19 protein-coding genes and 1 pseudogene are annotated in these 20409 nt (G+C 43.8%); 7 read left to right on the top strand and 13 right to left on the bottom strand.

All coding sequences use genetic code 11. From position 1 onward, the window contains the following. Nucleotides 1-246: 246 nt before the first annotated feature. The 4 genes from B2575_RS00100 to B2575_RS00085 all read left to right on the top strand — a co-directional run bounded on the left by B2575_RS00100 (nucleotide 247) and on the right by B2575_RS00085 (nucleotide 3767). Nucleotides 247-1044: a UTRA domain-containing protein gene (locus tag B2575_RS00100; RefSeq protein ID WP_250163016.1), complete on the top strand. Its 798-nt coding sequence runs from the start codon at nucleotides 247-249 to the stop codon at nucleotides 1042-1044. A gap of 314 nt (nucleotides 1045-1358) precedes the next feature. After that, nucleotides 1359-2195, top strand: a complete 837-nt coding sequence (locus tag B2575_RS00095; protein WP_193011739.1) for an amino acid ABC transporter substrate-binding protein — start codon at nucleotides 1359-1361, stop codon at nucleotides 2193-2195. Between the two features lie 53 nt (nucleotides 2196-2248). Beyond that, a complete protein-coding gene (locus B2575_RS00090) occupies nucleotides 2249-2932 on the top strand; it encodes an amino acid ABC transporter permease (protein WP_201502793.1) in 684 nt (227 codons plus the stop codon). A gap of 91 nt (nucleotides 2933-3023) precedes the next feature. After that, entirely contained in the window at nucleotides 3024-3767 is a 744-nt protein-coding gene (locus tag B2575_RS00085; RefSeq protein ID WP_045453231.1) for an amino acid ABC transporter ATP-binding protein, read from the top strand. Between the two features lie 169 nt (nucleotides 3768-3936). Here B2575_RS00085 and B2575_RS00080 read toward each other — a convergent pair whose 3' ends face one another. The 10 genes from B2575_RS00080 to uraD all read right to left on the bottom strand — a co-directional run bounded on the left by B2575_RS00080 (nucleotide 3937) and on the right by uraD (nucleotide 12982). Beyond that, nucleotides 3937-4884, bottom strand: coding sequence for a DMT family transporter (locus B2575_RS00080; protein WP_296239585.1), 948 nt, complete (start codon nucleotides 4882-4884; stop codon nucleotides 3937-3939). A 283-nt stretch (nucleotides 4885-5167) separates the two neighbouring features. Next, on the bottom strand, nucleotides 5168-5815 hold the full coding sequence (locus B2575_RS00075; RefSeq protein ID WP_296239584.1) for an anthranilate synthase component II: 648 nt from the start codon (nucleotides 5813-5815) through the stop codon (nucleotides 5168-5170). A 33-nt stretch (nucleotides 5816-5848) separates the two neighbouring features. Continuing rightward, nucleotides 5849-7267, bottom strand: coding sequence for an anthranilate synthase component I family protein (locus B2575_RS00070; protein WP_296239582.1), 1419 nt, complete (start codon nucleotides 7265-7267; stop codon nucleotides 5849-5851). A gap of 116 nt (nucleotides 7268-7383) precedes the next feature. Continuing rightward, the gene (locus B2575_RS00065) at nucleotides 7384-7659 is read right to left on the bottom strand and encodes a Trp family transcriptional regulator (RefSeq protein WP_296239580.1); all 276 of its coding nucleotides are present in this window, start codon (nucleotides 7657-7659) and stop codon (nucleotides 7384-7386) included. A 238-nt stretch (nucleotides 7660-7897) separates the two neighbouring features. Then, nucleotides 7898-8446 (bottom strand): ureidoglycolate lyase, encoded by a 549-nt coding sequence (locus tag B2575_RS00060; protein WP_228244397.1) that lies wholly within the window; start codon nucleotides 8444-8446, stop codon nucleotides 7898-7900. 184 nt (nucleotides 8447-8630) lie between these two features. Continuing rightward, nucleotides 8631-9467: a bifunctional allantoicase/(S)-ureidoglycine aminohydrolase gene (locus tag B2575_RS00055; protein ID WP_250163011.1), complete on the bottom strand. Its 837-nt coding sequence runs from the start codon at nucleotides 9465-9467 to the stop codon at nucleotides 8631-8633. A gap of 55 nt (nucleotides 9468-9522) precedes the next feature. Next, on the bottom strand, nucleotides 9523-10503 hold the full coding sequence (gene puuE / locus B2575_RS00050; RefSeq protein ID WP_296239571.1) for an allantoinase PuuE: 981 nt from the start codon (nucleotides 10501-10503) through the stop codon (nucleotides 9523-9525). Nucleotides 10504-10600: 97 nt separating this feature from the next. Next, nucleotides 10601-11926, bottom strand: coding sequence for a urate hydroxylase PuuD (locus B2575_RS00045; RefSeq protein ID WP_296239570.1), 1326 nt, complete (start codon nucleotides 11924-11926; stop codon nucleotides 10601-10603). 122 nt (nucleotides 11927-12048) lie between these two features. Continuing rightward, nucleotides 12049-12417, bottom strand: coding sequence for a hydroxyisourate hydrolase (gene uraH, locus B2575_RS00040; RefSeq protein WP_060491680.1), 369 nt, complete (start codon nucleotides 12415-12417; stop codon nucleotides 12049-12051). A gap of 43 nt (nucleotides 12418-12460) precedes the next feature. Then, a complete protein-coding gene (uraD, locus tag B2575_RS00035) occupies nucleotides 12461-12982 on the bottom strand; it encodes a 2-oxo-4-hydroxy-4-carboxy-5-ureidoimidazoline decarboxylase (protein WP_296239565.1) in 522 nt (173 codons plus the stop codon). 254 nt (nucleotides 12983-13236) lie between these two features. Here uraD and B2575_RS00030 point away from each other — a divergent pair, with 254 nt between their 5' ends. Next, a complete protein-coding gene (locus tag B2575_RS00030) occupies nucleotides 13237-13902 on the top strand; it encodes a TetR/AcrR family transcriptional regulator (protein ID WP_238048607.1) in 666 nt (221 codons plus the stop codon). Between the two features lie 150 nt (nucleotides 13903-14052). Here the strand turns inward: B2575_RS00030 and B2575_RS00025 are convergent, their stop codons facing one another. Next, complete coding sequence (locus B2575_RS00025) at nucleotides 14053-15462, bottom strand: uracil-xanthine permease family protein (RefSeq protein WP_055124608.1); 1410 nt, start codon at nucleotides 15460-15462, stop codon at nucleotides 14053-14055. Nucleotides 15463-16118: 656 nt separating this feature from the next. Here B2575_RS00025 and B2575_RS00020 point away from each other — a divergent pair. Continuing rightward, nucleotides 16119-18188 carry a TonB-dependent receptor domain-containing protein gene (locus B2575_RS00020; protein WP_296239559.1) on the top strand — a complete coding sequence of 690 codons (2070 nt, stop codon included), beginning with the start codon at nucleotides 16119-16121 and terminating at the stop codon, nucleotides 18186-18188. 167 nt (nucleotides 18189-18355) lie between these two features. Continuing rightward, nucleotides 18356-19729, top strand: a complete 1374-nt coding sequence (locus B2575_RS00015) for a PepSY-associated TM helix domain-containing protein (protein WP_296239557.1) — start codon at nucleotides 18356-18358, stop codon at nucleotides 19727-19729. 131 nt (nucleotides 19730-19860) lie between these two features. Here B2575_RS00015 and B2575_RS00010 read toward each other — a convergent pair whose 3' ends face one another. Together B2575_RS00010 and B2575_RS00005 are read right to left on the bottom strand one after the other, a co-directional pair. Next, nucleotides 19861-20187 (bottom strand): hypothetical protein, encoded by a 327-nt coding sequence (locus B2575_RS00010; protein ID WP_238035580.1) that lies wholly within the window; start codon nucleotides 20185-20187, stop codon nucleotides 19861-19863. A 35-nt stretch (nucleotides 20188-20222) separates the two neighbouring features. Next, nucleotides 20223-20409 (bottom strand): annotated as a pseudogene (locus B2575_RS00005) (iron ABC transporter ATP-binding protein); the annotation flags it as partial.

Raw genomic sequence — 20409 nt, 5'->3', positions numbered from 1 at the left:
TCAGTCTATAAATTCAGCGAAATATCGATTAGATGACGCAGATTTTTTAGCACTGTCGTAAAGTTGTATATACAAATTATCAAAGATACTTTTTTCATGCAAGCAATTTTTTATAAATGACTCAATTATTTTTGCGAGGGTTTTGGTAGATAGATAAATGTCACAGTGTTTTGCCAAGGTTCATGACGTTATCTCGTGATATTATGGCACTACTATTATTGGTAAAACTAACGGTTAAACACGGACATGACAAAGACGATTCCGGCATATCAGCGGATTAAAAATGCCATATTAGACAATATTCACTCGGGTAAATGGCAGGCGGGCAATGCAATTTCTACAGAAATGGCGTTGGCAAAAGAGTTTGGCGTATCGCGTATGACGGTCAATCGCGCGCTCAAAGAGTTGAGCGAAGAGCGAGTGCTAGAGCGCCGGCAAGGATCGGGGACGTTTGTCGCCCAGCAGCAGTTCAATCACACTTTTGTAGAAGTGCGCAATATTGCGCAGGATTTAAAATCTGCCAACCGCGATTATCAGGCGCAAGTGGTGAGTAAACGCATACTTACGGCTGCGATGTTGGATGATGAATTGCGGCGTAAATTTGATATTAATAAAGTAGCTGTGTCTTCTAATACAAGCGCTAGTACAAACGCTGATACAACCGTAATGGATGACAGTACTGGCGCAGATAGTAGTAGCGACGTTGCTGTTTTATACGAGGTAAAAATCATTCACTTTGCGGATGGTCAGCCCATACAGTTCGAAGAGCGCTGGGTGGATGCGCAAAAGGTGCCAGAATTTATTGAGCAGGATTTTAGTGTGGTCAATACCAGTGATTATCTCATTGCCAAAAGTCCACTAGAGCGCGGCAGCTATACCATTCGTGCACTAGCGGCACCAGATGAGATTGCTGCGCTACTGCAAATCGCACCGCAATCGCCGACATTGGTATTGCGTCGTCAGACGTATTCAGCAGGTCGAGTATTGACCTTTGTGAAGATGTGGCATGCAGGCGATCGTTATCAATTCTCCGGTGAACTATAATAGTCTTACGCATGCTCACTGTTTTTGTACGTTTATTCTTTCTGAAGTGCGCTAGTATATGAATAAATGGCTATTTAATTGGCAATAATAAGATTAAGATCTGCCTAAAAAATGTCCAAAAATTCAAAGATAATATAGAAACAGTATTGAAAAATATGCTGAGCATCCTCAAATCGAGCAGCCAAAGCTAAATAATGCGGCGCAAATACTTTATTATAGTATTTGCCTGTGCTGGTCTTATCCTTATTTGTTGCTATGGTTTTATTGGCACGATACCTTTTTGCATTATTCATTCACTCTTATAAGGACGTCTTATGAAACGTCGTACTCTTTTAGCACTTGCCGCCAGTACTATGCTACTTGCCGCTTGTGGTCAGTCTACTACCAATGAAGCAGAAACCAATGCGACAGACAGTGCCGCGACGGGTGGCTCTGATTTGCTGCAACGTATCAATAATGGTGGCACCATCAACGTCGGTACAGAGGGTACTTATCCGCCATTCACTTATCATGATGAGAGTGGCAAGCTAACTGGCTATGATGTCGAAGTGACACGTGCGGTTGCGGATAAACTAGGCGTAGACGTTGAATTTAAAGAGACCCAGTGGGATGCTATGCTGGCAGGTCTTGACTCAAAACGCTTCGATATGGTGGCCAATCAAGTAAGCTTGACCACGCCTGAGCGTTTGGCTAAGTATGACAAAGCCATGCCATATAGCTGGTCAGGCGCGGTTGTACTAGCACCGACTGATGACAATCGTTATAGCTCGTGGGAAGGTTTAAAAGGTCTGCGTACTGCGCAATCACTGAGCAGCAACTATGGTGAGCTTGCAGAACGCTACGGCGCAGAAATCGTCCCTGTCGATGGTATGGCGCAAGCGATTCAACTGGTTAAGCAAGACCGTGCTGACTTCACGATGAATGATAATCTAGCAGTATTGGATTATCTCAAAAAATTCCCAGATGCAGCACTTGAGATCAAGCTGACAGCGCCTGCGAGTGAGCAGACTGGTTCAGGTCTAGTACTCATCAAAGGGGATGATGAAGTCGTGGCAAAATTGAATGAAGCAATGGCCGCATTAGCAGCCGATGGGACGCTGACCAAGCTTAGCGAAGAGTTCTTTGGTGCTGATATAAGTCAACAAAAATAATGCTAGCGTCTATCACGTCAATGCTAGCTGAGTTACTGGCACTACTACCATTTATGGATCCTGCGCGGGCACAAATTGTCATCAATTCATTTTGGCCAATGCTTAAAGGCGGTATTTATTATTCGATACCGCTGGCGTTGATCTCATTTGCGATTGGTATGGCTATTGCGCTGACAGTAGCGCTGATTCGTATCGTACCGCGTGCTGGCTGGTTCCATGAAATCATATACAGACTTGCGCGTATTTATGTGTCCGCCATTCGCGGGACACCGATGCTGGTTCAGCTATTCATTATTTTCTACGGTTTGCCAAGTATCGGGGTAAAGCTTGATCCTTTTCCCTCAGCGATTATTGCCTTTTCACTCAATATTGGCGCTTATGCGTCAGAAACGGTGCGTGCCTCTATTTTGTCCATTCCTAAAGGACAGTGGGAAGCAGGCTCGACGGTAGGCTTGACGTATCTACAGACCTTTCGTCATGTTATTTTGCCGCAAGCACTTCGGGTGTCAGTACCCCCGTTATCCAATACCTTTATTAGCCTAGTAAAAGACACGTCTTTGGCGTCATTGGTATTGGTGACTGAGTTATTTAAACAGGCGCAAATCATCACGGCACGTAACTATGAATTTATGTTGGTCTACACCGAAGCGGCGATTATTTATTGGGGTATTTGTCTGTTCTTAACCTTTATTCAAGGTAAGCTTGAAACCAGACTCGATCGCTATGTGGCGAAATAAACCCTTGATAATGGGGGCAGTATAGGATGGTAATACCGCGTTGATAAGCGTGTGCTATTAGCAAACAGATATCAGTACAACAGGAAGCTTTATGATTCAAGTCACTAATATTCACAAAGCTTTTGGTGGCAATCAAGTGCTTAAAGGCATCGACTTGACCATCGAAAAAGGCAAAGTCGTGGTGATATTAGGGCCATCAGGGTCTGGTAAAACCACTTTTTTACGCTGCTTAAATGCGCTAGAAATTCCAGATCAGGGCGTTATTGCCTTTGACGACGGCAGCTTGACGGTAGATTTTGCCACTAAGCCTAAGAAAAAAACATTGCTGGCGCTGCAGCGTAAATCAGGCATGGTGTTTCAATCGTATAACTTGTTTCCACATAAGACCGCGATTGAGAATTTAATGCTTGGGCCGACGGTAGTGCAAGGGCAAACTAAGGCGCAAGCCCGCGAACAGGCACTGGCATTACTTGATAAAGTAGGCTTATCGGATAAGGCAGATCTGTATCCGTTTCAGCTATCTGGTGGTCAGCAGCAGCGTATCGGCATTGCTCGTGCACTGGCTATCGAGCCGTCACTATTATTATTTGATGAGCCAACGTCTGCGCTTGATCCTGAATTGGTACAAGATGTACTGGGCACGATGAAGCAACTGGCATCTGAAGGCTGGACGATGGTCGTTGTGACTCATGAGATTAAATTTGCTCGTGATGTGGCAGATCATGTGGTGTTAATTGAGGATGGTCATGTGGTCGAAGAAGGTAGCGCTAAGCAGATGTTCGAAGTGTCTACTCATCCACGTACGCAGGCCTTTTTGCAGCGTATTGAACAGTAATATTATCAAGGCAGTCCAAGTTGTTTAGCAACTGTCTATGGCATAAATACTTACCTCTAAAGCAAAGTGTCAAACACAATAAAGCCCCGACTATATTGATATAGTTGGGGCTTTCTTTCGTTTAATAGCAATGGTGCCAAGGCTATTCAAAGGTCTTAAAAAGTACAGACTAAATTCTTTGCCGCCTTTTTAGCCAACGTGGTACGCGAGTGGCAGTGCCGTTTAATATGGCATTAAATAAAGCTGCCAGTAAGATTAATACCACGCCCACATATTGAATCCAAGATAAGGATTGATGCAATAATAGTATGGCAAGGGCAATGGCAGTCAATGGCTCAAAAATCGTAAATACTGATGCACGAGTGGCAGGTAATTTCTCTAATGCTTTCATATAAAGGGCAAAGGGCACGACGGTTCCAATCAAAGACAACCCCAAGGCATAGCCCCAAGTATGTAAAGGTAAGCTCAATAACCGCCCATAGGTTTGATAGGTTTCAGGTAATAATAGCAGTACACCAGCACTGATGATAATAGAGGTAAAAAACACCAAAGGCGCAGGGTGAGCATCGTGCATCGCGCGCTTGCCCAGTACCCCGTATAAGGAATAACAGACGCCTGCTAGCAGTCCTAATAGGATGCCCCAGTTGACTTGCGCTTGCTCACCAAGCATCGTCAATCCAACACCAAATACCGCCATGAGCGCCAGTAATGCCGACTGGCGAGTGATAGATTCATCAAGCAAGAATACCGAAAACAATAAGCTAAATACAGGCGCAGTATAAAGCAAGGCAACCGCAGGCCCAGCACCGACATAGATCACAGCAAAAAAGTAGCATACCGACATACCAAGTACGCCAATCAAAGACTGCAATGCCAGTCCGAGCCACTGCTTTCGACGAAGCTTGATAAGATGCGGCCATAATTTTGGTAGCATGACAAGAATAAGAAAAGCCGCGGTCACGATACGTAAGATCGTAATCTGCCAGCCACTAAAGCCGATTTGATTGAGGTAGGTTGAAAATATCCCCAAGGTACCCCAGCAGACAGCGGCCGTGATAATTTGAATGGTGCCTATCCATGACTGCCGTGCTGACATTACGCCATCGGTATTTGCCATATCGCTCTCTATTTTTATGTGATATCAAAACTCATGCCCAAACTCAAAACCTCAAACAGTCCAAGCCTTTTAGCTAATGGCATCATACAATACTGGAATAAGAAAAAGACAACCCGAGTAAGGGCTGCCTTTTGTTTATTTTTTTTAGTCTATCATTAAAGCGTTAATTAAGTTCGAACACAAGTCAGTTAGACATAAAATTCAATTTATTCGAGTTAGAGGTACGCTTGTCTTTAGCTTATCACCCTTTGGTGTCATATCCCCCAAACTTAAGTAGCATGACTTACAACTGTAGTAAAAAATTCGTCAGCAAGCGTTTGGCACCTTCCGTCGCAAATGACTCTGGGTGAAACTGCACACCTTGAATGGGATAGTCTTTATGCTGTAGTCCCATAATCTCCTCACCTGCTAGCGCAGATTCGGTTAGGCTGAACTCAGCATGAGCGTCATTAGCAACGACAGCTGTGACAGCCAAGCAATCTGGTAAGGTGTCTGCTTTTACCATCAAGGAGTGGTAGCGCATAATTTCAATCTCTTGTGGCAAGCCTTGATAGACACCCGCGCCATCATGGCGAATGGAGGATACCTTGCCATGCATTGGCACGCTCGCCCGTACCACATCGCCGCCGAACACATGCGCAATCCCTTGCATACCTAAGCAGACACCCAATAGAGGCGTCGTCTTACCCATGACTTCAATCACTTCGGCACAAATACCGAAGTAGGCAGGGTCGTCAGGAGCGCCAGGGCCCGGTGAAATGATAATGCGATCAAGATTCATGGCTTGTACATCTGCTAACGTTATCTCATTATTACGTTTAACAATGACGTTCGCGGCTTTATCGCCGTCCATCGTCTGCAAAATCTCACCGATATATTGGTAAAGATTAAAGGTAAACGAGTCGTAGTTATCTATAATTAAAACATTCATGGGTTATCAACTCTTTGGCAAAATATAAGCAATTTACGGGTTCATAAAACTATCTAATACCACTTTCATGGCAGACAATTTACGCTGAATTTCTAGATATTCATCAGCAGGATTGGAGTCATAGACATTGCCGCCACAGGTCTGCGCATAAGCGGATTCGCCGTTGATGAATAGGCTGCGAATAGGAATGGCAAAAATACAATCACCGTTAAAATTAAACGATCCAAGCGCACCACCATAAGCACCGCGACCATCTGGTTCTAGCTCATTGATGACTTTAATCGCTTCAACTTTTGGTGCACCTGACAGTGTTCCAGCAGGGAAATTACTGGCAAGGGCGCTAAACATATCTTCATTAGGATGCAAGATTCCGACGATCTCAGAAGAGATATGTTGCACATGAGAGAAGCGTTTGATATCCATGAGGCTACGTACTTTTACCGTACCAAATTGTGCCACACGGCCGATATCATTGCGGTGCAAATCGACTAGCATATTGTGCTCAGCAATTTCTTTGGCATCGTTGAGCAATGCACGGGCAAGCTGTCGGTCTTCGATGACATCGACACCGCGCTTGGCGGTGCCTGCCAGTGGATAGGTTTCCATCTCACCTTGACGCAAGCGAAACAGCAGCTCTGGTGAGGCACCAATGATGCACTGCTGAGCAAATTTCATAAAATACATGTGCGGCGACGGATTGACCGACCGCAATTTTTCATAAATGGGCATTTTATCGCCGGCAATACGGTATTTGGATTTAAAACCTACCTCACACTGAAAGATACGCCCTGAGATGATGTCTTCTTTGACTTGCATGACGGCTTTAGCGTGCTCTTTTTGACTCATACCATCACCCAAAAACTCAACCGTAGGCGGCTCGTAGCTTGGAGTGGGCGCATCAAGTAGCGCTTTGATTTGCTCGATGCGATTTTCTTGCTGCGCAGTTGGATAGTAAAAATAGAAAATCTCACCGGTCATCTTATCGAGCGTTAGACCATCCAAATATACGCCAAATTTAAACGGTTCAAAGTCATCGCTCGCTTTAGCATTGAGACTGGGTTCAAAGAAATTGACACTGTCGTAACCCAAATAACCGACAAGACCACCGCTTTGGTCGCGAGCAATGACGTGCTGCGGCGTAATTTTGCGCAGTAGCTCGTAAGGATTATCCGTTTGATAATGAGTGGTTTCAGCGGTTTTATTATCAGTAATCGCGAGGGTTGTACGATCGATGGCAGCAATGGTCATCACTGGATCAAAACCAATCGCATGATGACGCGCCATATGTCCATCTTCGCCCAATGATTCGAGCAAATAACAAGTATCAAAAGCGCGCTCAATACGTTTGAACAACGCAAAGAAATCAATATCCTGAGTGAGTTTAATGCGCTGTGGTTTACTAGGAATGTCAATAGCAGCAGGTTGCTCAGGTTTTGAATTAGGAGAGGTCATAACAATATCCAAATTGGTTCAATGATTGATCAAATAAAAAGTAAGACAAATTAAAATTCTAGTTTCTAATTAATTAGGCGGGCTTTTCAGCTGTGTCTTTTATGTATGAATTTTTTCTATGAGTCATTTCTATGAGTCATTAGTAAGGCACTCACATCATGAACTTGCATGGCTTTGGCGCCGCGCGAGACGGTAGCAATACCGACACCTAGCTGCTCAGATATCTCGCGCTGGGTGACACCGCGCTCAAGCAAGTCAAAAATGCGGATACGATTGGCGATTTCCTGCTGCTCTTTTTCCGTCAATAGCGCACTGAATAGCAGGTCTATAGCGGTGCTGTCATGACAACTGGCTAAATGGCTTAATAAGCTGTGATAAGGGTCTGTGCTCATAACATTCATCTTAATGGAAAAGAAAAGGGAAGCTTACTTCGTTTCAGCATTCTAGTACGATAGTACATAAAAGGCAAGTAGCCTATGTAGATGTTTTGCTACTGCTGTTAAATGGGCACTGTGTTTTGGAAAATGATTATTTATATAGGATGGATCCTACATTCACAATAAAGCCAGCTAATCTTTATTAACTGGCTTTATGTTTATAAATAGTTAACAGCTCGTTTACAGACCCTAATTAAACGGAAGAGTGCTCACTGGCAAGTTCAATTTGCACCTGCCAATCCTCTATATCCAGCTCATAACAGTTTTTGCCTTCGCCATTGATACGATCTATCACCAAAAAATCAGAGTCACAACCGAGGGCAAGTAACGGATGATGCCAGACATTGGCATCGTATTGCACACCTTGATGAGATTGGACATAAAACACGGTCAAATCATCCGCAGACTGTGGCGGCGCACCAGCAGGCGCAACGATGACGATATAATCCTGACCATTCATCGAAAAAAACGCTTGCGTGCCAAACGGATGATATTCCATGACCGATAAGGCAATAGGAAATTCACGCTTTTTGGCGCGGAAGATACTCATGCCGACATCGCCGCCGTCAAGTTTGGCTTCAGCGATGGCGTGATGGCGGCAGGCATAGCCTTTATTGATATGGTAGCTATTTTCAGGCGTCTGTGCTGCCTTGTCATAGGGTTCGATTACGGTGCCGTAGGGCGCAAACTCAGCTTTGGTTAAAGGTCTTGCAACGATCGTAGTCTTCATAAGAGTACTCATGACTTTGCCTTACTTTTGGTGATCACTGTTTATAATTGCTATGAGCCACTTTGCCATAAGCCCGTACGCGAATTAAATCAACATCTGGGAATAAATGACATATTCGAATGAACGATTATGCCGCTATATTGCTCATCGTTCTGAATGCTTTGTTGTTCTGATTATTCTTGTTATTGCGCAGGGCTTATCGTGCTGGGCGAATAAACGGCATATGACGATTCACGTCTTTGTATAGTAAGTATCTAAATGGACCGGGTCCGCCGGCGTAACAAGATTGTGGACAGAATGCGCGTAACCACATAAAGTCACCCGCCTCAACTTCTACCCATTCACCATTTAAGTGATAGACCGCTTTACCTTCTAGGACATACAAACCATGTTCCATCACATGCGTTTCATCAAATGGAATCACGCCACCTGGTTGGAAAGTCACGATATTCACATGCATGTCGTGACGCATATCAGACTGCTCGGTAAATCTGGTGGTTGCCCATACGCCATCAGTACCCGGCATCTCAATCGCTGCAACATCATGATCGCTGGTTACAAAGGCTTCAGGCACTTCAATACCTTCACAGTGTTGATAAGCTTTACGAATCCAATGGAATTTAACGTGCTTGTCGCTATTGTTTTTTATCGTCCATTTGCAGCCGGGTGGTAAGAATGCATAACCGCCCGCTTCAAGATGATGCGACACGCCTTCGATAGTCATGTCCATTTCACCTTCAACGATGAATATAACCCCTTCAGCGTTTGCATCTAGCTCAGGCTTTTCTGAGCCGCCATTAGGCTCAACTTCGACGATATACTGTGAAAAAGTCTCAGAGAAACCTGAAAGTGGGCGTGCAAGCACCCACATGCGCATACCTGTCCAAAACGGCAGATAGCTAATAACAATGTCGGTCAGTACACGTTTGGGAATAATGGCATAAGCTTCGGTGAAGATAGCGCGATCAGATAGCAGTTGTGTTTGTGGAGGCAAGCCGCCAGTGGGTGCGTAATAAGTACTCTTTGTTGACATTGTTGATGTTCCTTAGTGGTGTTGTGCCGCAATAAATTTGTGTCTAAACGTATGGTTACATCCAGTTTGCAGTGTTATCGGCAGTGGCTGGATGGTTTTTATACCAGTGTTTGGCAATGTCATCACGGCGGCATACCCACACATCGGGCTTGCTGGTGATATATTGCAAAAACTTTTTGAGGGCGATGATGCGACCGGCGCGACCAATGATGCGGCAGTGCAAACCGATGGTCAGCATCTTGGGTGTGTGCGCGCCTTCTTCGTATAAGGTATCGAAGCTGTCTTTTAAATATTGATAAAAAGGCTCGGCGTTGGTAAAGCCTGGGCTTGAGGCAAAACGCATGTCATTGGTCTCTAAGGTATAGGGAATGACCAAATGCGGCTTACGAGCGATTTTATTACCGTCTTCTACTTTGACATTGAGCCAGTAAGGAAATTCATCCGCGTAAGAGTCTGAGTCATAAATATAGCCACCTTGTTCAGCGACCAGCTCACGAGTATTCGGGCTATCTCGTCCCGTGTACCAACCGAGCGGCTGACCGCCGATCATGCGCTCGAATATTTCAGTGGCACAGCGCACATGCTCGCGCTCGGTCTCGCGGTACATATTTTGATAAGTAATCCAGCGCAGACCGTGACTGGCGATTTCGTGCCCATCTTCTAATACTCGCTCGATAATATGCGGCGTTTTTTCGGCAGCAGCAGCGCAAGTGAAGGTCGTAATAGGCAAACCGTATTCTTTAAAAGTATCCAATACTCGCCAAACACCCACACGGCTACCATACTCAAATGCCGACTCAATCGATTGATGACGATTGTTAAACTCTGGCGTACCCAAGACATCCGATAAAAACCGCTCTGATTGACCGTCACCATGAATCACGCTATTTTCTGCGCCTTCTTCGATATTGAGGACGAACTGTACAGCGATTTTAGCGCCGCCTGGCCAGTTGGCTTTTGGCGGCTTATCAGCATAGCCTTTTAAGTCGCGAGGGTAGGCGTCTTGATTGAAATCGCTGATTATTTTTTTGGTCATTGTCAATATATCCTAAATATTTTAAAGCAACTTAAGTCAATTAAAGCAAAATAAGGCGTAACTTTGGATCTATATAATATTTATCTACGGCCTTTATTTATAACCCTGATGCATAAGCCACCATTTGCTGACGTTCTTCATCAGTCAATTTTGTGAGATTACCCAGTGGCATATAGCCCGTTTGTACGGCAGTGACGATTTTTGCTTTATGAGTTTTCATGTCGGTCGGTGTTTGCAAGATGATACCAGCTGGCGGCGCGGCAAATCCTTGCTGAGTAGGCTGAGCGGCATGGCACGTGCTACAGCGCGTGTGCACGACATCCATAATGGCATCATCAGCAGAGGCAGTTACTGGCACGACGTCGGCAGTGATATTTTCATTTGAGGCGGCATCAGTGCTTATAGTAGAACCGTCGGCTGCGCTATCAGTAGTTGTTGGTGGCACACTATTTGGTGTCGCCGTTTCAGCAGCGGCTGCAGCAGTGACAACAGGTAATGGCTCAATTGGTTCTGGGCGCATCCAAATAATTAACAATACAGTTAAGACAGCAGGGATGACCAAATAACGCGGCTTATGATTGTCTAAATGCTTTTGGTTAAAATAGTGACGTACAATAGCCGTGATGATACCCACAAATACCAATACCAACCAGCCGTGAGCATGAGAGTACATCATCGGATAATGATTGCTAATCATGGTAAAGATCAGCGGTAAGGTAAAATAGTTGTTCATCAGCGAGCGGTTTTTTGCTTGTAATGCCAAGTCCGCCACTTCTTTGCCTGGTTTTTCGCCACGCCTCACGCATTCTACCAGCGCTCGTTGAGCAGGCATGATGCCGAAGAAGACGTTACCTGCCATTACCGTACCTAAGATAGCACCGATATGAATGAACGAAGCACGGTCACTAAATAGCTGATAAGAACCCCAGCAGGCGATGATTAATAGGATAAAAATAATGGTGCTAAAAATGAACGAGTTTTTGCCTAAATGGCTGCGGACAATCACTTCATAAATGAAATAGCTGCCGAATAAAAATAACAAACTGGTCGAGATGGCACCGATACTACTACCAAAATCGACTTTGCTGGGATCAATCAAGTAGGCAGTCGCATTGGCATAGTAGACGATAGAGAGCATCGCCATACCCGTCAGCCAAGTGGTATAAGCTTCCCATTTAAACCAGTGCAGGGTCTTTGGCATCTCTTCGGGCTCAAGCTTATATTTGGCAATTTCATAAAAGCCGCCACCATGTACCGCCCATAGGTCGCCTGAAATGCCTTTGTCAGCCTTCCACTGTGGTGGTTTACGCAAACTAAGATCTAGCCAAACAAAGTAAAAAGACGCACCAATCCATGCCACGCCAGCGATGACGTGGAACCAGCGAAAAAATAAGTTAAACCAATCGAGATAATAAGCGCCCATGTTGCAAATGTCCTTTTTACAATTTTCTTTTGTTCAGCTTTTTTCAATCTTTCGACGCGTTTTGCTATGGCGACGTTCTTTTATGATGTGTTTTTATATAGTGATGCTATATAACTATATAACTAAGAGCCGCGATACGTGCTGTAGCCATGTGCGCTAAGCAGTAGCGGTACATGATAGTGACCGTTATCACTTATCATAAAATCGATGACAACTTGTGGATAAAAAGCCGTGAGATTTTGTTCATCGAAATAAGACTGCGTATCAAAGGTTAAGGTATAACGACCAACATCTAAGTGATATTCGGCAATATCAATCGTTGGGTCAAACGACCAGCTATCTGGTGCCACGCGTCCATCCGCGTTGGTGACGCCATTGGCTAATAGAGATGCCTCGCCAGTTGCGCTTACGCGATCTAGCGTCACGGCAATACCAGCGGCTGGTTTGCCCAAATGGGTATCTAAAATATGCGATGAGAGAGTACCTGACATAATAATTCCTTTTATATAAATGAGTCAGATGCGGCTGAATGCTTTAAGCGTCACTCAGCAGTTTCTGTAAACGTAAGCGGGTGATTTTATTTTGCTCAGCCGCCGCATTGACCAGTTCAGTAGCGCGATCATTGGGCAAGCGTGCTAACAATAAATCGAGCATTTGCTGTGCGCTCTTACCGGTAGCAAATACGATAAAGATAAAGCCAAATTTATCAAGGTAGTCTTGATTGCCTTGAGCCAAAGCTTCAATTACCTCGTCATTGGCATCATTGGCACCCGACTGCTCATGGGCAGCACTGTCTTGAGTGTTGCGATATTTTTCTTTTAACGAGTCGACATTGCCGATTTGTGGATGACCATCAAAAGCCTCTAGTAACTGGGCTTCTGCTGTCTGTGCTTGTGCCCAAGCATCATCACTATGAGCAAGTAATGTAGATATATCAGCAAAAGGACGTTTTTTTTCTAAAGCCTGCGCCCAATGGGTGCTGGTACAGCAGGTCAATAGATGTGAAGTTGCCTCAGCTGTTGAGAGCTCATTAAACTGCTGTAAAGATAATTTCACTATGACATCCTTTTCTTTTCTGACAAAAGCAGTGGAGTAGCATCTCTCGATAACATCTCATGCTAAAGTAGTATTTATCGATTAATAATTGGTTTACTATGAGCTATTCTGCTTAAACCTGACCATTTGGTCAACTACTTTATGCAAATATTTTATTTAGACTGGGGATATTTCATAAAAATTAGCATATGAATCCAGTTATTGGCTGGGATATGGCTCTTTATTCATCACAATAATGACAGGTAACATTAATCATGGCTCAACATAACAATATAGAACCACAAGCCGCGTCTGACGCGCCTGTACAGCGCAACCAGCAAGATATCCGCGCCCACAACCAAACCGTCATTTTGGCGGCGGCAGAAGAGGAGTTCGTGCTGCAAGGTTTCCGCGGTGCGACGATGCAAGGGATTGCCGATAGAGCCGAGCTGCCAAAAGCCAACGTGCATTACTACTTTAAGAATAAAAAAAATCTGTACCAAGCCGTGCTGCATTCTATTATTCAAGAGTGGAACGATGGCTTGGTCGCTATGAGTGTCGATAGTGACCCTAAAACGGTCATCGAAAAGTTTGTCCGTACCAAATTGCATCAAGCGTTTGCTCATCCCAATCGCCATAAATTGTTTGCGCTGGAAGTCATCGGCGGTGCTCCTCATCTGCATGAATTTATGTCGGCGACCATGAAGGAGTGGGCGCTAGACAAGGCACAAGTGATGAAAACTTGGCATGAGCAAGGTAAGATTGGCATCGCTGACCCTTTACAGCTATTGATTTTGATTTGGGCAACGACGCAGCGATATGCAGAATTTGAGACAGAAATTGTCGGTTTGATGGAAAAGAGTGAGTACGATCAGCAGGATGAAGCGCGGGCGGCAGACTTTTTAGTGCCGTTTATTTTGCGTGGCTGTGGTCTTGAGTAATGCTTATGTATTATTATTTTACGTCTATAACATGCCATTAATACGAAAGCACTTTAAATGCTTTCGTATTAATGAGCGCTAAAAGAGTCAATGTCCAGAACCAGAACAGCAATGCTGATTGGTAAAGAATTTGACTATTCTAACGTACGTTTAAGAAGCCTTTTGTCTAAGAGGCTTGAGACCGTCATCCAGATGCTGTTCTACTGTATCAAATTCGACACCGTAGTTTTTGGGCAAAATCATATCGAGAGTAATGGCTACAATACCTGACATAGTAACCGCCGACCCAAAGATATTACGGAAAAGCTGCGGCGCCTGTGCAAATACATCAGGAACAAAAGCCACGCCCATGGACAGACCTAGCGAAGTGGCAATGATTAAGATATTGCGATGGGTAAAGTTGACGGTTGATAGGATGCGAATACCAGCGGTCGCTACCGTTGCAAACATCAATAACGTCACACCGCCAACGACTGGTTTTGGCAATTGGGTAAAGATAGCACCCAAAATAGGAAATAGCCCCATAGTGAACAAGATAGCCCCAACATAGAAGCCCACATAGCGACTGGCAATACCAGTCATCTGAATCACGCCGTTGTTTTGGCTAAAAGTCGTCACAGGGAACGTGTTAAACACCGCCGCAATTAATGAGTTGACACCATCACCTAATACGCCACCTTTGATGCGTTTCTCGTATAGAGGTCCTTTAATGGGTTCGCCCGATATCATCGAAGTCGCCGTCAAATCACCAGAGGTTTCAATACTGGTAATGACATACATAAAGGCGATAGGAATAAAAGCCTGCCAATCAAACCCAAAGCCAAACTTGAATGGCACAGGTAGCGTAAAGATAGGGGCATCAGAGACCAAAGAGAAATCAATGCGTCCCATAAGAATGGCTGCGATCAGACCAAGCATCAACCCTATAAAAATAGCACTGGAGCGAATGACTTTATTATTAACAATACTAATCAATACCACACTGACCAAGACTCCGCCACCGAGCAGCAGATTCTGTATACTCCCGAAATCTTCAGCGCCCACGCCGCCTGCCAAATCCGTCAGACCAACCTTGGTTAATGACAGACCGATAGTTACAATCACACAACCCGTCACGATAGGGCTCATCAAGGATTTGAGTCTGGTGATGAATTGACTTAAGAAAATCTCAACGAAGGCACCAAGAAAGGAGACGCCAAAGATAACAGAGAGAATCTCCTCCGGACTCCCGCCTTTGTTTTTTACCACAAAACCTGCTGCCAATACCGCGGCCAAGAAGCCAAAACTGGTTCCTTGTAACGCCATAAGACCGGAACCTACCGGTCCAACTTTATGCGTCTGAATAAAGGTAGCGACCCCTGATACCATCAATGACATGCTGATGAGATAAGGGATATGTTCCCCCAAACCCAAGACGCCGCCTATGATTAATGAGGGGGTGATGATACCGACAAAGCTGGCAAGTACGTGTTGTACTGCGCCCAAAAAGGCTTTTGTAGGGGTAGGGCGGTCATGCAATCCGTATAGTAAATCGGGGTTCCCTTGAATGTGTTCGCTCATCTTGGCTTCCTCCTAAAGTGACTTTTAGTCCAAGCTCTGTGGAGAGAGCTAAGCAGTGTGATGAGTTTAGAGATGGATATCGACATACCGTTTATCTTCATATTGCTTAGTTGTCTCACAAAGAGTCGCACTTATCCTTGTGCTAATAAATATCAGCAGCTAGCTATTATTTATCAATATGACTAATAGTCGTAGGTTTAAACCTGACTAATTGGTCAACTATCTAAGGGTATAGTGAAAGGGTTGGCTATTGCAACGTTTTTTTTCATGTTGATGGCTTTATTTCTTAAATAATAACAGTCTATTAGACGAACATAGCGCAGCGGATTTGGTTTGCTGGCCATTTCTACTCGTCTAAAAACAGTAAGCAACAAAACGGAATAAGTCAGCCAGATTTAGCGCTATTTTTTAATATTAAATTTCTCGCATTAATTATTGCCAAATTGTTAATACTTCGTTATTATGCCTCTCATTATTTAAATGCTAACAATTATCATTAACATTGTTATTCGTATGAAAGGTTTTGGCTTTGTCAAGACTCCAATCGTCTAAAAAATGGTTTTCAACAATAAGCGGTGCAACTGCCACAAGCTGTGCTCAACAGTAAATAGCTTTTAAAAATTCTAATTTGTGATAGTCAATAAGGTGAGTGTGTTATGCGTGAAGTAAAGTTATCAAGACTATCTAGTCAAATGACGGTATTGTCCATGGGCGTGGCAGCGGTATTATGGTCACAAGCAGTCAGTGCAGCACCTGCAGAAGACATGCCAAGCACCACGTTGCAGACCATTACGGTGACAGCCAATAGCTCAGTACGTGATAAAGTGCAAACCGATTCTGTTTACATAGAAGACTATACGCCAGCGCAGCAAGCCAGCCATTTAAGCGATTTTTTGAATGTCGTTCCTGGAGTTACGGTAGGTGGTACCTCTGCGGTCAATCAGCGTATTCGTATTCGTGGTCTTGAAGACAGCAACCTAAAAGTCACTATCGATGGGGCGCGTCAAGAAGGCAAACTTTTTTATCATATGGGTGACATTACTATTGACCCTGACTTGCTTAAGCAAGCAGATGTCTCAGTCGGTAATAACTCAGTGACGCTAGGAAATGATGCCATTGGCGGGGCGGTGGCTTTTAAGACGGTCGATGCAGTGGATTTGCTGAAACCGGGTCAAAGAATAGGAGCGAAAGTTCACGCAGGCTATGCCAGTAATAATGACGAGCTACTAATGTCAACGACTGTATATGCCGCACCAACGGACAATGTTGACTTACTGGCTTACTATGGCAAGCGCGATAGCGATTCTGGCGAAGATGGTAACGGTCGTGAGCTGTTTGAAGACAGTAAAACTGAAAGCATCTTATTAAAGGCGGGTGCTTATATTGCGGATGACCATCATATTGGCGCAAATTTCAGCCAAACTGAAAAGAAGGGTATTTTCCCATTCCGTCCAGACTTCCCTAGCCGCTCTGAGCCTCCAATTCCGCAACAGGTGAAGCGCGATACTTATGGTATTGATTATAGCTTTAATCCTAGCAACCCACTGATTGATGTAGATACCAACGTGTATCAAACCAAAACCCGCATTTTGCGCGATTCTGATTATATCAATGATCCAGGTTTTGATTTTAACGCGCAAGTTCAAACCACAGGCGCAAAAATCCAAAACACCAGTGACATTGCTACGAATGTTGGCACACACAAGCTTATCTCTGGGATTGAGCACTACAAAAAAGAATCGGAGATGGAGCGCGACTTCGTCAAAGCGGGGTCAGACGAGGCAACCAATACATCAGTATATCTAGAAGACCAATGGAAAAATGGTAAGCTCACTTTAACACCTGGTGTGCGTTATGACCGCTACAAATCTCCTGAGTTTATCTCTGGTGGCAAAACCTATGATAATGTCGTTGGTGCACTTGCCGCAAGCTATGAGATTGCACCATTGACGCAAGTATTTGCCAGCTACACGCAGTTATTTAATGGTCCTGATTTAAGCCAAACCATTTTTAATTCAAATGGTGATAAAACGTACGTTAATAATGACTTAAAAGCAGAAGAAGGGTCTAACGCTGAAGTGGGTATCGTTACAACGTTACGCGATCTAACGGTAGCTGGTGATGCACTACAACTAAGCGGTAAGTACTTTGAAACCGATATCGAAAACTACATCGAATTTGTTCGTTCCGGCGGAACTCGCGTTGGCTTAGACTGTGTCACTGGACAATCAGGTGGTGAATGCCAAGGTGTCATCAATAAAGATGAAGATTTTAAAATTAAAGGGGTTGAGCTCGCTGCCGACTATAAAATGAATAACTTTAGTATGGGTTTGAGCTATTCACGCGCACGCAGCGAAGGTGAAAAAACGGGTTACAGCATTCCATCAGTGACCGGAAGCAGTTCAGAATCAGGCGATAAATATATGGTCAATCTGGCTTATGCCCCAACAGAGACCACAGATATCGGCTGGCGCAGTACGTATGTCGCTTCAGTGATGCCGAATACGTCTGAAAATGAGATTGAAAAACCAAGCTATAATGTTCATGATATCTTTATGAACTATTCGCCAAAACAAGTTGATGGATTAAAAGCCACGCTTGGCGTTTACAATCTTTTCGATGAAGCTTATGCGAGCCACTCATCTCGTCTAAATCCGATTGATGATGTTGCTACTGACTTTGAGAAAGGTCGTAATATTAAAGCGTCATTGACGTATCAGTTCTAATCTTATTGTCACTTGATGATAGATGAAAGGGCCAGCTGTCTGTATAAGATAGCTGGCTTTTTTATGGTCAGTAAATGATGAAGCATGTGATAGCAATTACAACTTTTTTTAAATACCAATCAAAATAACCAATGAATAAAGAAACGATGAATAAAAAACCAATACTAATGACTTCATTTCCCCCTACGTTGCGTCAGAGCTGTTTATGGATTCATCGTTATACTGGGCTTGCGATGGCAGCTTTTTTGATCATTGCTGGTATCACGGGCACGCTATTGGCGTTTCATGATGAGCTAGATGATGTGTTTAATCACAAGCTGGCAAATATTGAAGCGCAACACAAGCCGCCACTACCGATCGCCATACTTCATGATGCTGTTATCAGTGCCTATCCACAGTATCAATTTTCTAGTATGCCAACGTCAGTAGAGCCTAACAAATCAGCGGTTTTTTCGGTAGATAGAGTCCGAGGTGAAAGCGCCAAAAATCAGCCCAAAGCGCCATTTCAAGAGGTATATGTCAATCCCTTTACTAGTGAAATCATCGGTACACGTGATAAAGAGGTGTGGGCATGGCGCAATACGATGTACAAGGTATTTTGGTTGCACCGAGATTTATTGCTAGGTGATATCGGCAAATTAATACTGGGTATCGTGTCTTTAATTTGGACGATTAATTGTTTCATCGGCTTTTATTTAACCTTTCCAAGAGCAGTTAGTGCCAATAAATCTCAACAAACCGCATTGAGAAAACCATCTGGCAAACCCCGCGCTTCATTTTTTAAACGCTGGCTACCTGCTTGGAAAATCCGCCGAAAAACCAATACTTTTAAGCTTAATTATGATTTGCATCATGCGTTTGGCTTATGGCTCTGGCTCATGTTATTTGTCATTGCGTGGTCGAGTGTTGGTTTTAATTTAAAATTGGTATATCAGCCTGTAATGCAAGCGCTGGTAGGACTTGAAGGTAGAGATGAAGGCAAAGGAAAGAAACAAAATAAGCCTGCGATAAACACTGAATCTAGTAGTGATGAGGCGACTACTATTGGCACTAATATGAACAGTACTAATAAGGTAGACAAGGCTAATAGTATTGCTTATTTAAGCAGGCAGGCAGAGATAGCCGCACAAAAAAATGGCGTCGACGTCCAGCAGCTATTGGGAGTGCGTTGGGTAGAAGAGGACAATCAATGGCAAATGCGCTTTAAAACCAATAAAGATATCGGTAAAAAAGGCGGTGCGTCATCTATCACGGTTGACGCCGCAACAGGCAATGTCGAGCGTATTAATTTTGGGTATCAAAGCTCATTTGGTAATCAAGCTGATCAATGGATGGCAACGCTACACATGGGACATATCAGCCATGGCGTAGTTCATTTGTTGTATCAAATATTTTTAGCATTGACGGGGTTAGCCGTGGCGGTCTTATCTGGCACAGGTGTGTATTTATGGGTCAAAGGGCGTCAAAGTCGGTTAAAGCAAAGGCAAAAATTGACGGTTAAAGACAACTCCTTGAAGCGATTACGCGAAACCAGCCATTAAAGAGCAACTATAAGATATGCTGTACTTAAACCATATCCATAATAATGATGATGCAACCTTCAGAGGTCAAGGTGATCACGTCAATATTACAGAGTACAGCTATCTTTGATAGTATTTATTAAGGTCGCTAACTAAAGCTTTAATTGCAAAAATATACTGTAGGCTATCCCAACGGTAAATATCAAAAAAGCAAATTTTTCACCCAACATTACCCATCTATGCCATCTGTTGTTTTCGTCAAAGTTTTTTGTATAATCTACTGCAGCAATATTTTGAGTAAAATCCATCGGAATAACCACCAACCTTAGAACATACAAAGTCATGCCTAACCAAAACAGGGTATCTGCTATCTTTTTATTCACAGCGTAATAAATGCATAGACAAAAGCTAATGATTAAAATTAATAGGGATAAGTTTTTGTAATTTATCCATCGATGATTCAATAGGATTTTATGCATCAACAATTCCTTTTATTGTTTGCAAAGCTCTGTACTTAAACCGCATCGACAATCACTGGGCGACCTTGATGACTGAGCACGGTAACATCGACGTTATACAGATCCTTCATGGTTGTTTGGGTGATGACCTCTGCAGGTTGACCAACAGCCATCACCTGACCCTCTTTCATGGTGACCACGGTATCAGCAAACTGCGCAGCTTGATTGATATCGTGCAGCACG

The organism is Psychrobacter sp. UBA6739, from assembly GCF_002453835.1.
Lineage (GTDB): Bacteria > Pseudomonadota > Gammaproteobacteria > Pseudomonadales > Moraxellaceae > Psychrobacter > Psychrobacter immobilis_A.
The sequence above is the reverse complement of the archived record's forward strand: the minus strand, read 5'-3'. Positions and strand labels throughout refer to the sequence as shown.

Excerpts from the sequence above, each read along its gene's own strand:
- B2575_RS00055 (WP_250163011.1), bottom strand. The coding sequence starts at position 9,467 with ATGTCAACAAAGAGTACTTATTACGCACCCACTGGCGGCTTGCCTCCA.
- B2575_RS00065 (WP_296239580.1), bottom strand. The coding sequence starts at position 7,659 with ATGAGCACAGACCCTTATCACAGCTTATTAAGCCATTTAGCCAGTTGT.
- B2575_RS00090 (WP_201502793.1), top strand. The coding sequence starts at position 2,249 with ATGGATCCTGCGCGGGCACAAATTGTCATCAATTCATTTTGGCCAATG.
- uraH (WP_060491680.1), bottom strand. The coding sequence starts at position 12,417 with ATGTCAGGTACTCTCTCATCGCATATTTTAGATACCCATTTGGGCAAA.
- B2575_RS00010 (WP_238035580.1), bottom strand. The coding sequence starts at position 20,187 with ATGCATAAAATCCTATTGAATCATCGATGGATAAATTACAAAAACTTA.
- B2575_RS00015 (WP_296239557.1), top strand. The coding sequence starts at position 18,356 with ATGACTTCATTTCCCCCTACGTTGCGTCAGAGCTGTTTATGGATTCAT.
- B2575_RS00025 (WP_055124608.1), bottom strand. The coding sequence starts at position 15,462 with ATGAGCGAACACATTCAAGGGAACCCCGATTTACTATACGGATTGCAT.
- B2575_RS00045 (WP_296239570.1), bottom strand. The coding sequence starts at position 11,926 with ATGGGCGCTTATTATCTCGATTGGTTTAACTTATTTTTTCGCTGGTTC.
- B2575_RS00100 (WP_250163016.1), top strand. The coding sequence starts at position 247 with ATGACAAAGACGATTCCGGCATATCAGCGGATTAAAAATGCCATATTA.
- puuE (WP_296239571.1), bottom strand. The coding sequence starts at position 10,503 with ATGACCAAAAAAATAATCAGCGATTTCAATCAAGACGCCTACCCTCGC.
- B2575_RS00030 (WP_238048607.1), top strand. The coding sequence starts at position 13,237 with ATGGCTCAACATAACAATATAGAACCACAAGCCGCGTCTGACGCGCCT.
- B2575_RS00085 (WP_045453231.1), top strand. The coding sequence starts at position 3,024 with ATGATTCAAGTCACTAATATTCACAAAGCTTTTGGTGGCAATCAAGTG.
- B2575_RS00080 (WP_296239585.1), bottom strand. The coding sequence starts at position 4,884 with ATGGCAAATACCGATGGCGTAATGTCAGCACGGCAGTCATGGATAGGC.
- B2575_RS00070 (WP_296239582.1), bottom strand. The coding sequence starts at position 7,267 with ATGACCTCTCCTAATTCAAAACCTGAGCAACCTGCTGCTATTGACATT.
- B2575_RS00095 (WP_193011739.1), top strand. The coding sequence starts at position 1,359 with ATGAAACGTCGTACTCTTTTAGCACTTGCCGCCAGTACTATGCTACTT.
- B2575_RS00075 (WP_296239584.1), bottom strand. The coding sequence starts at position 5,815 with ATGAATGTTTTAATTATAGATAACTACGACTCGTTTACCTTTAATCTT.
- B2575_RS00060 (WP_228244397.1), bottom strand. The coding sequence starts at position 8,446 with ATGAGTACTCTTATGAAGACTACGATCGTTGCAAGACCTTTAACCAAA.
- B2575_RS00020 (WP_296239559.1), top strand. The coding sequence starts at position 16,119 with ATGCGTGAAGTAAAGTTATCAAGACTATCTAGTCAAATGACGGTATTG.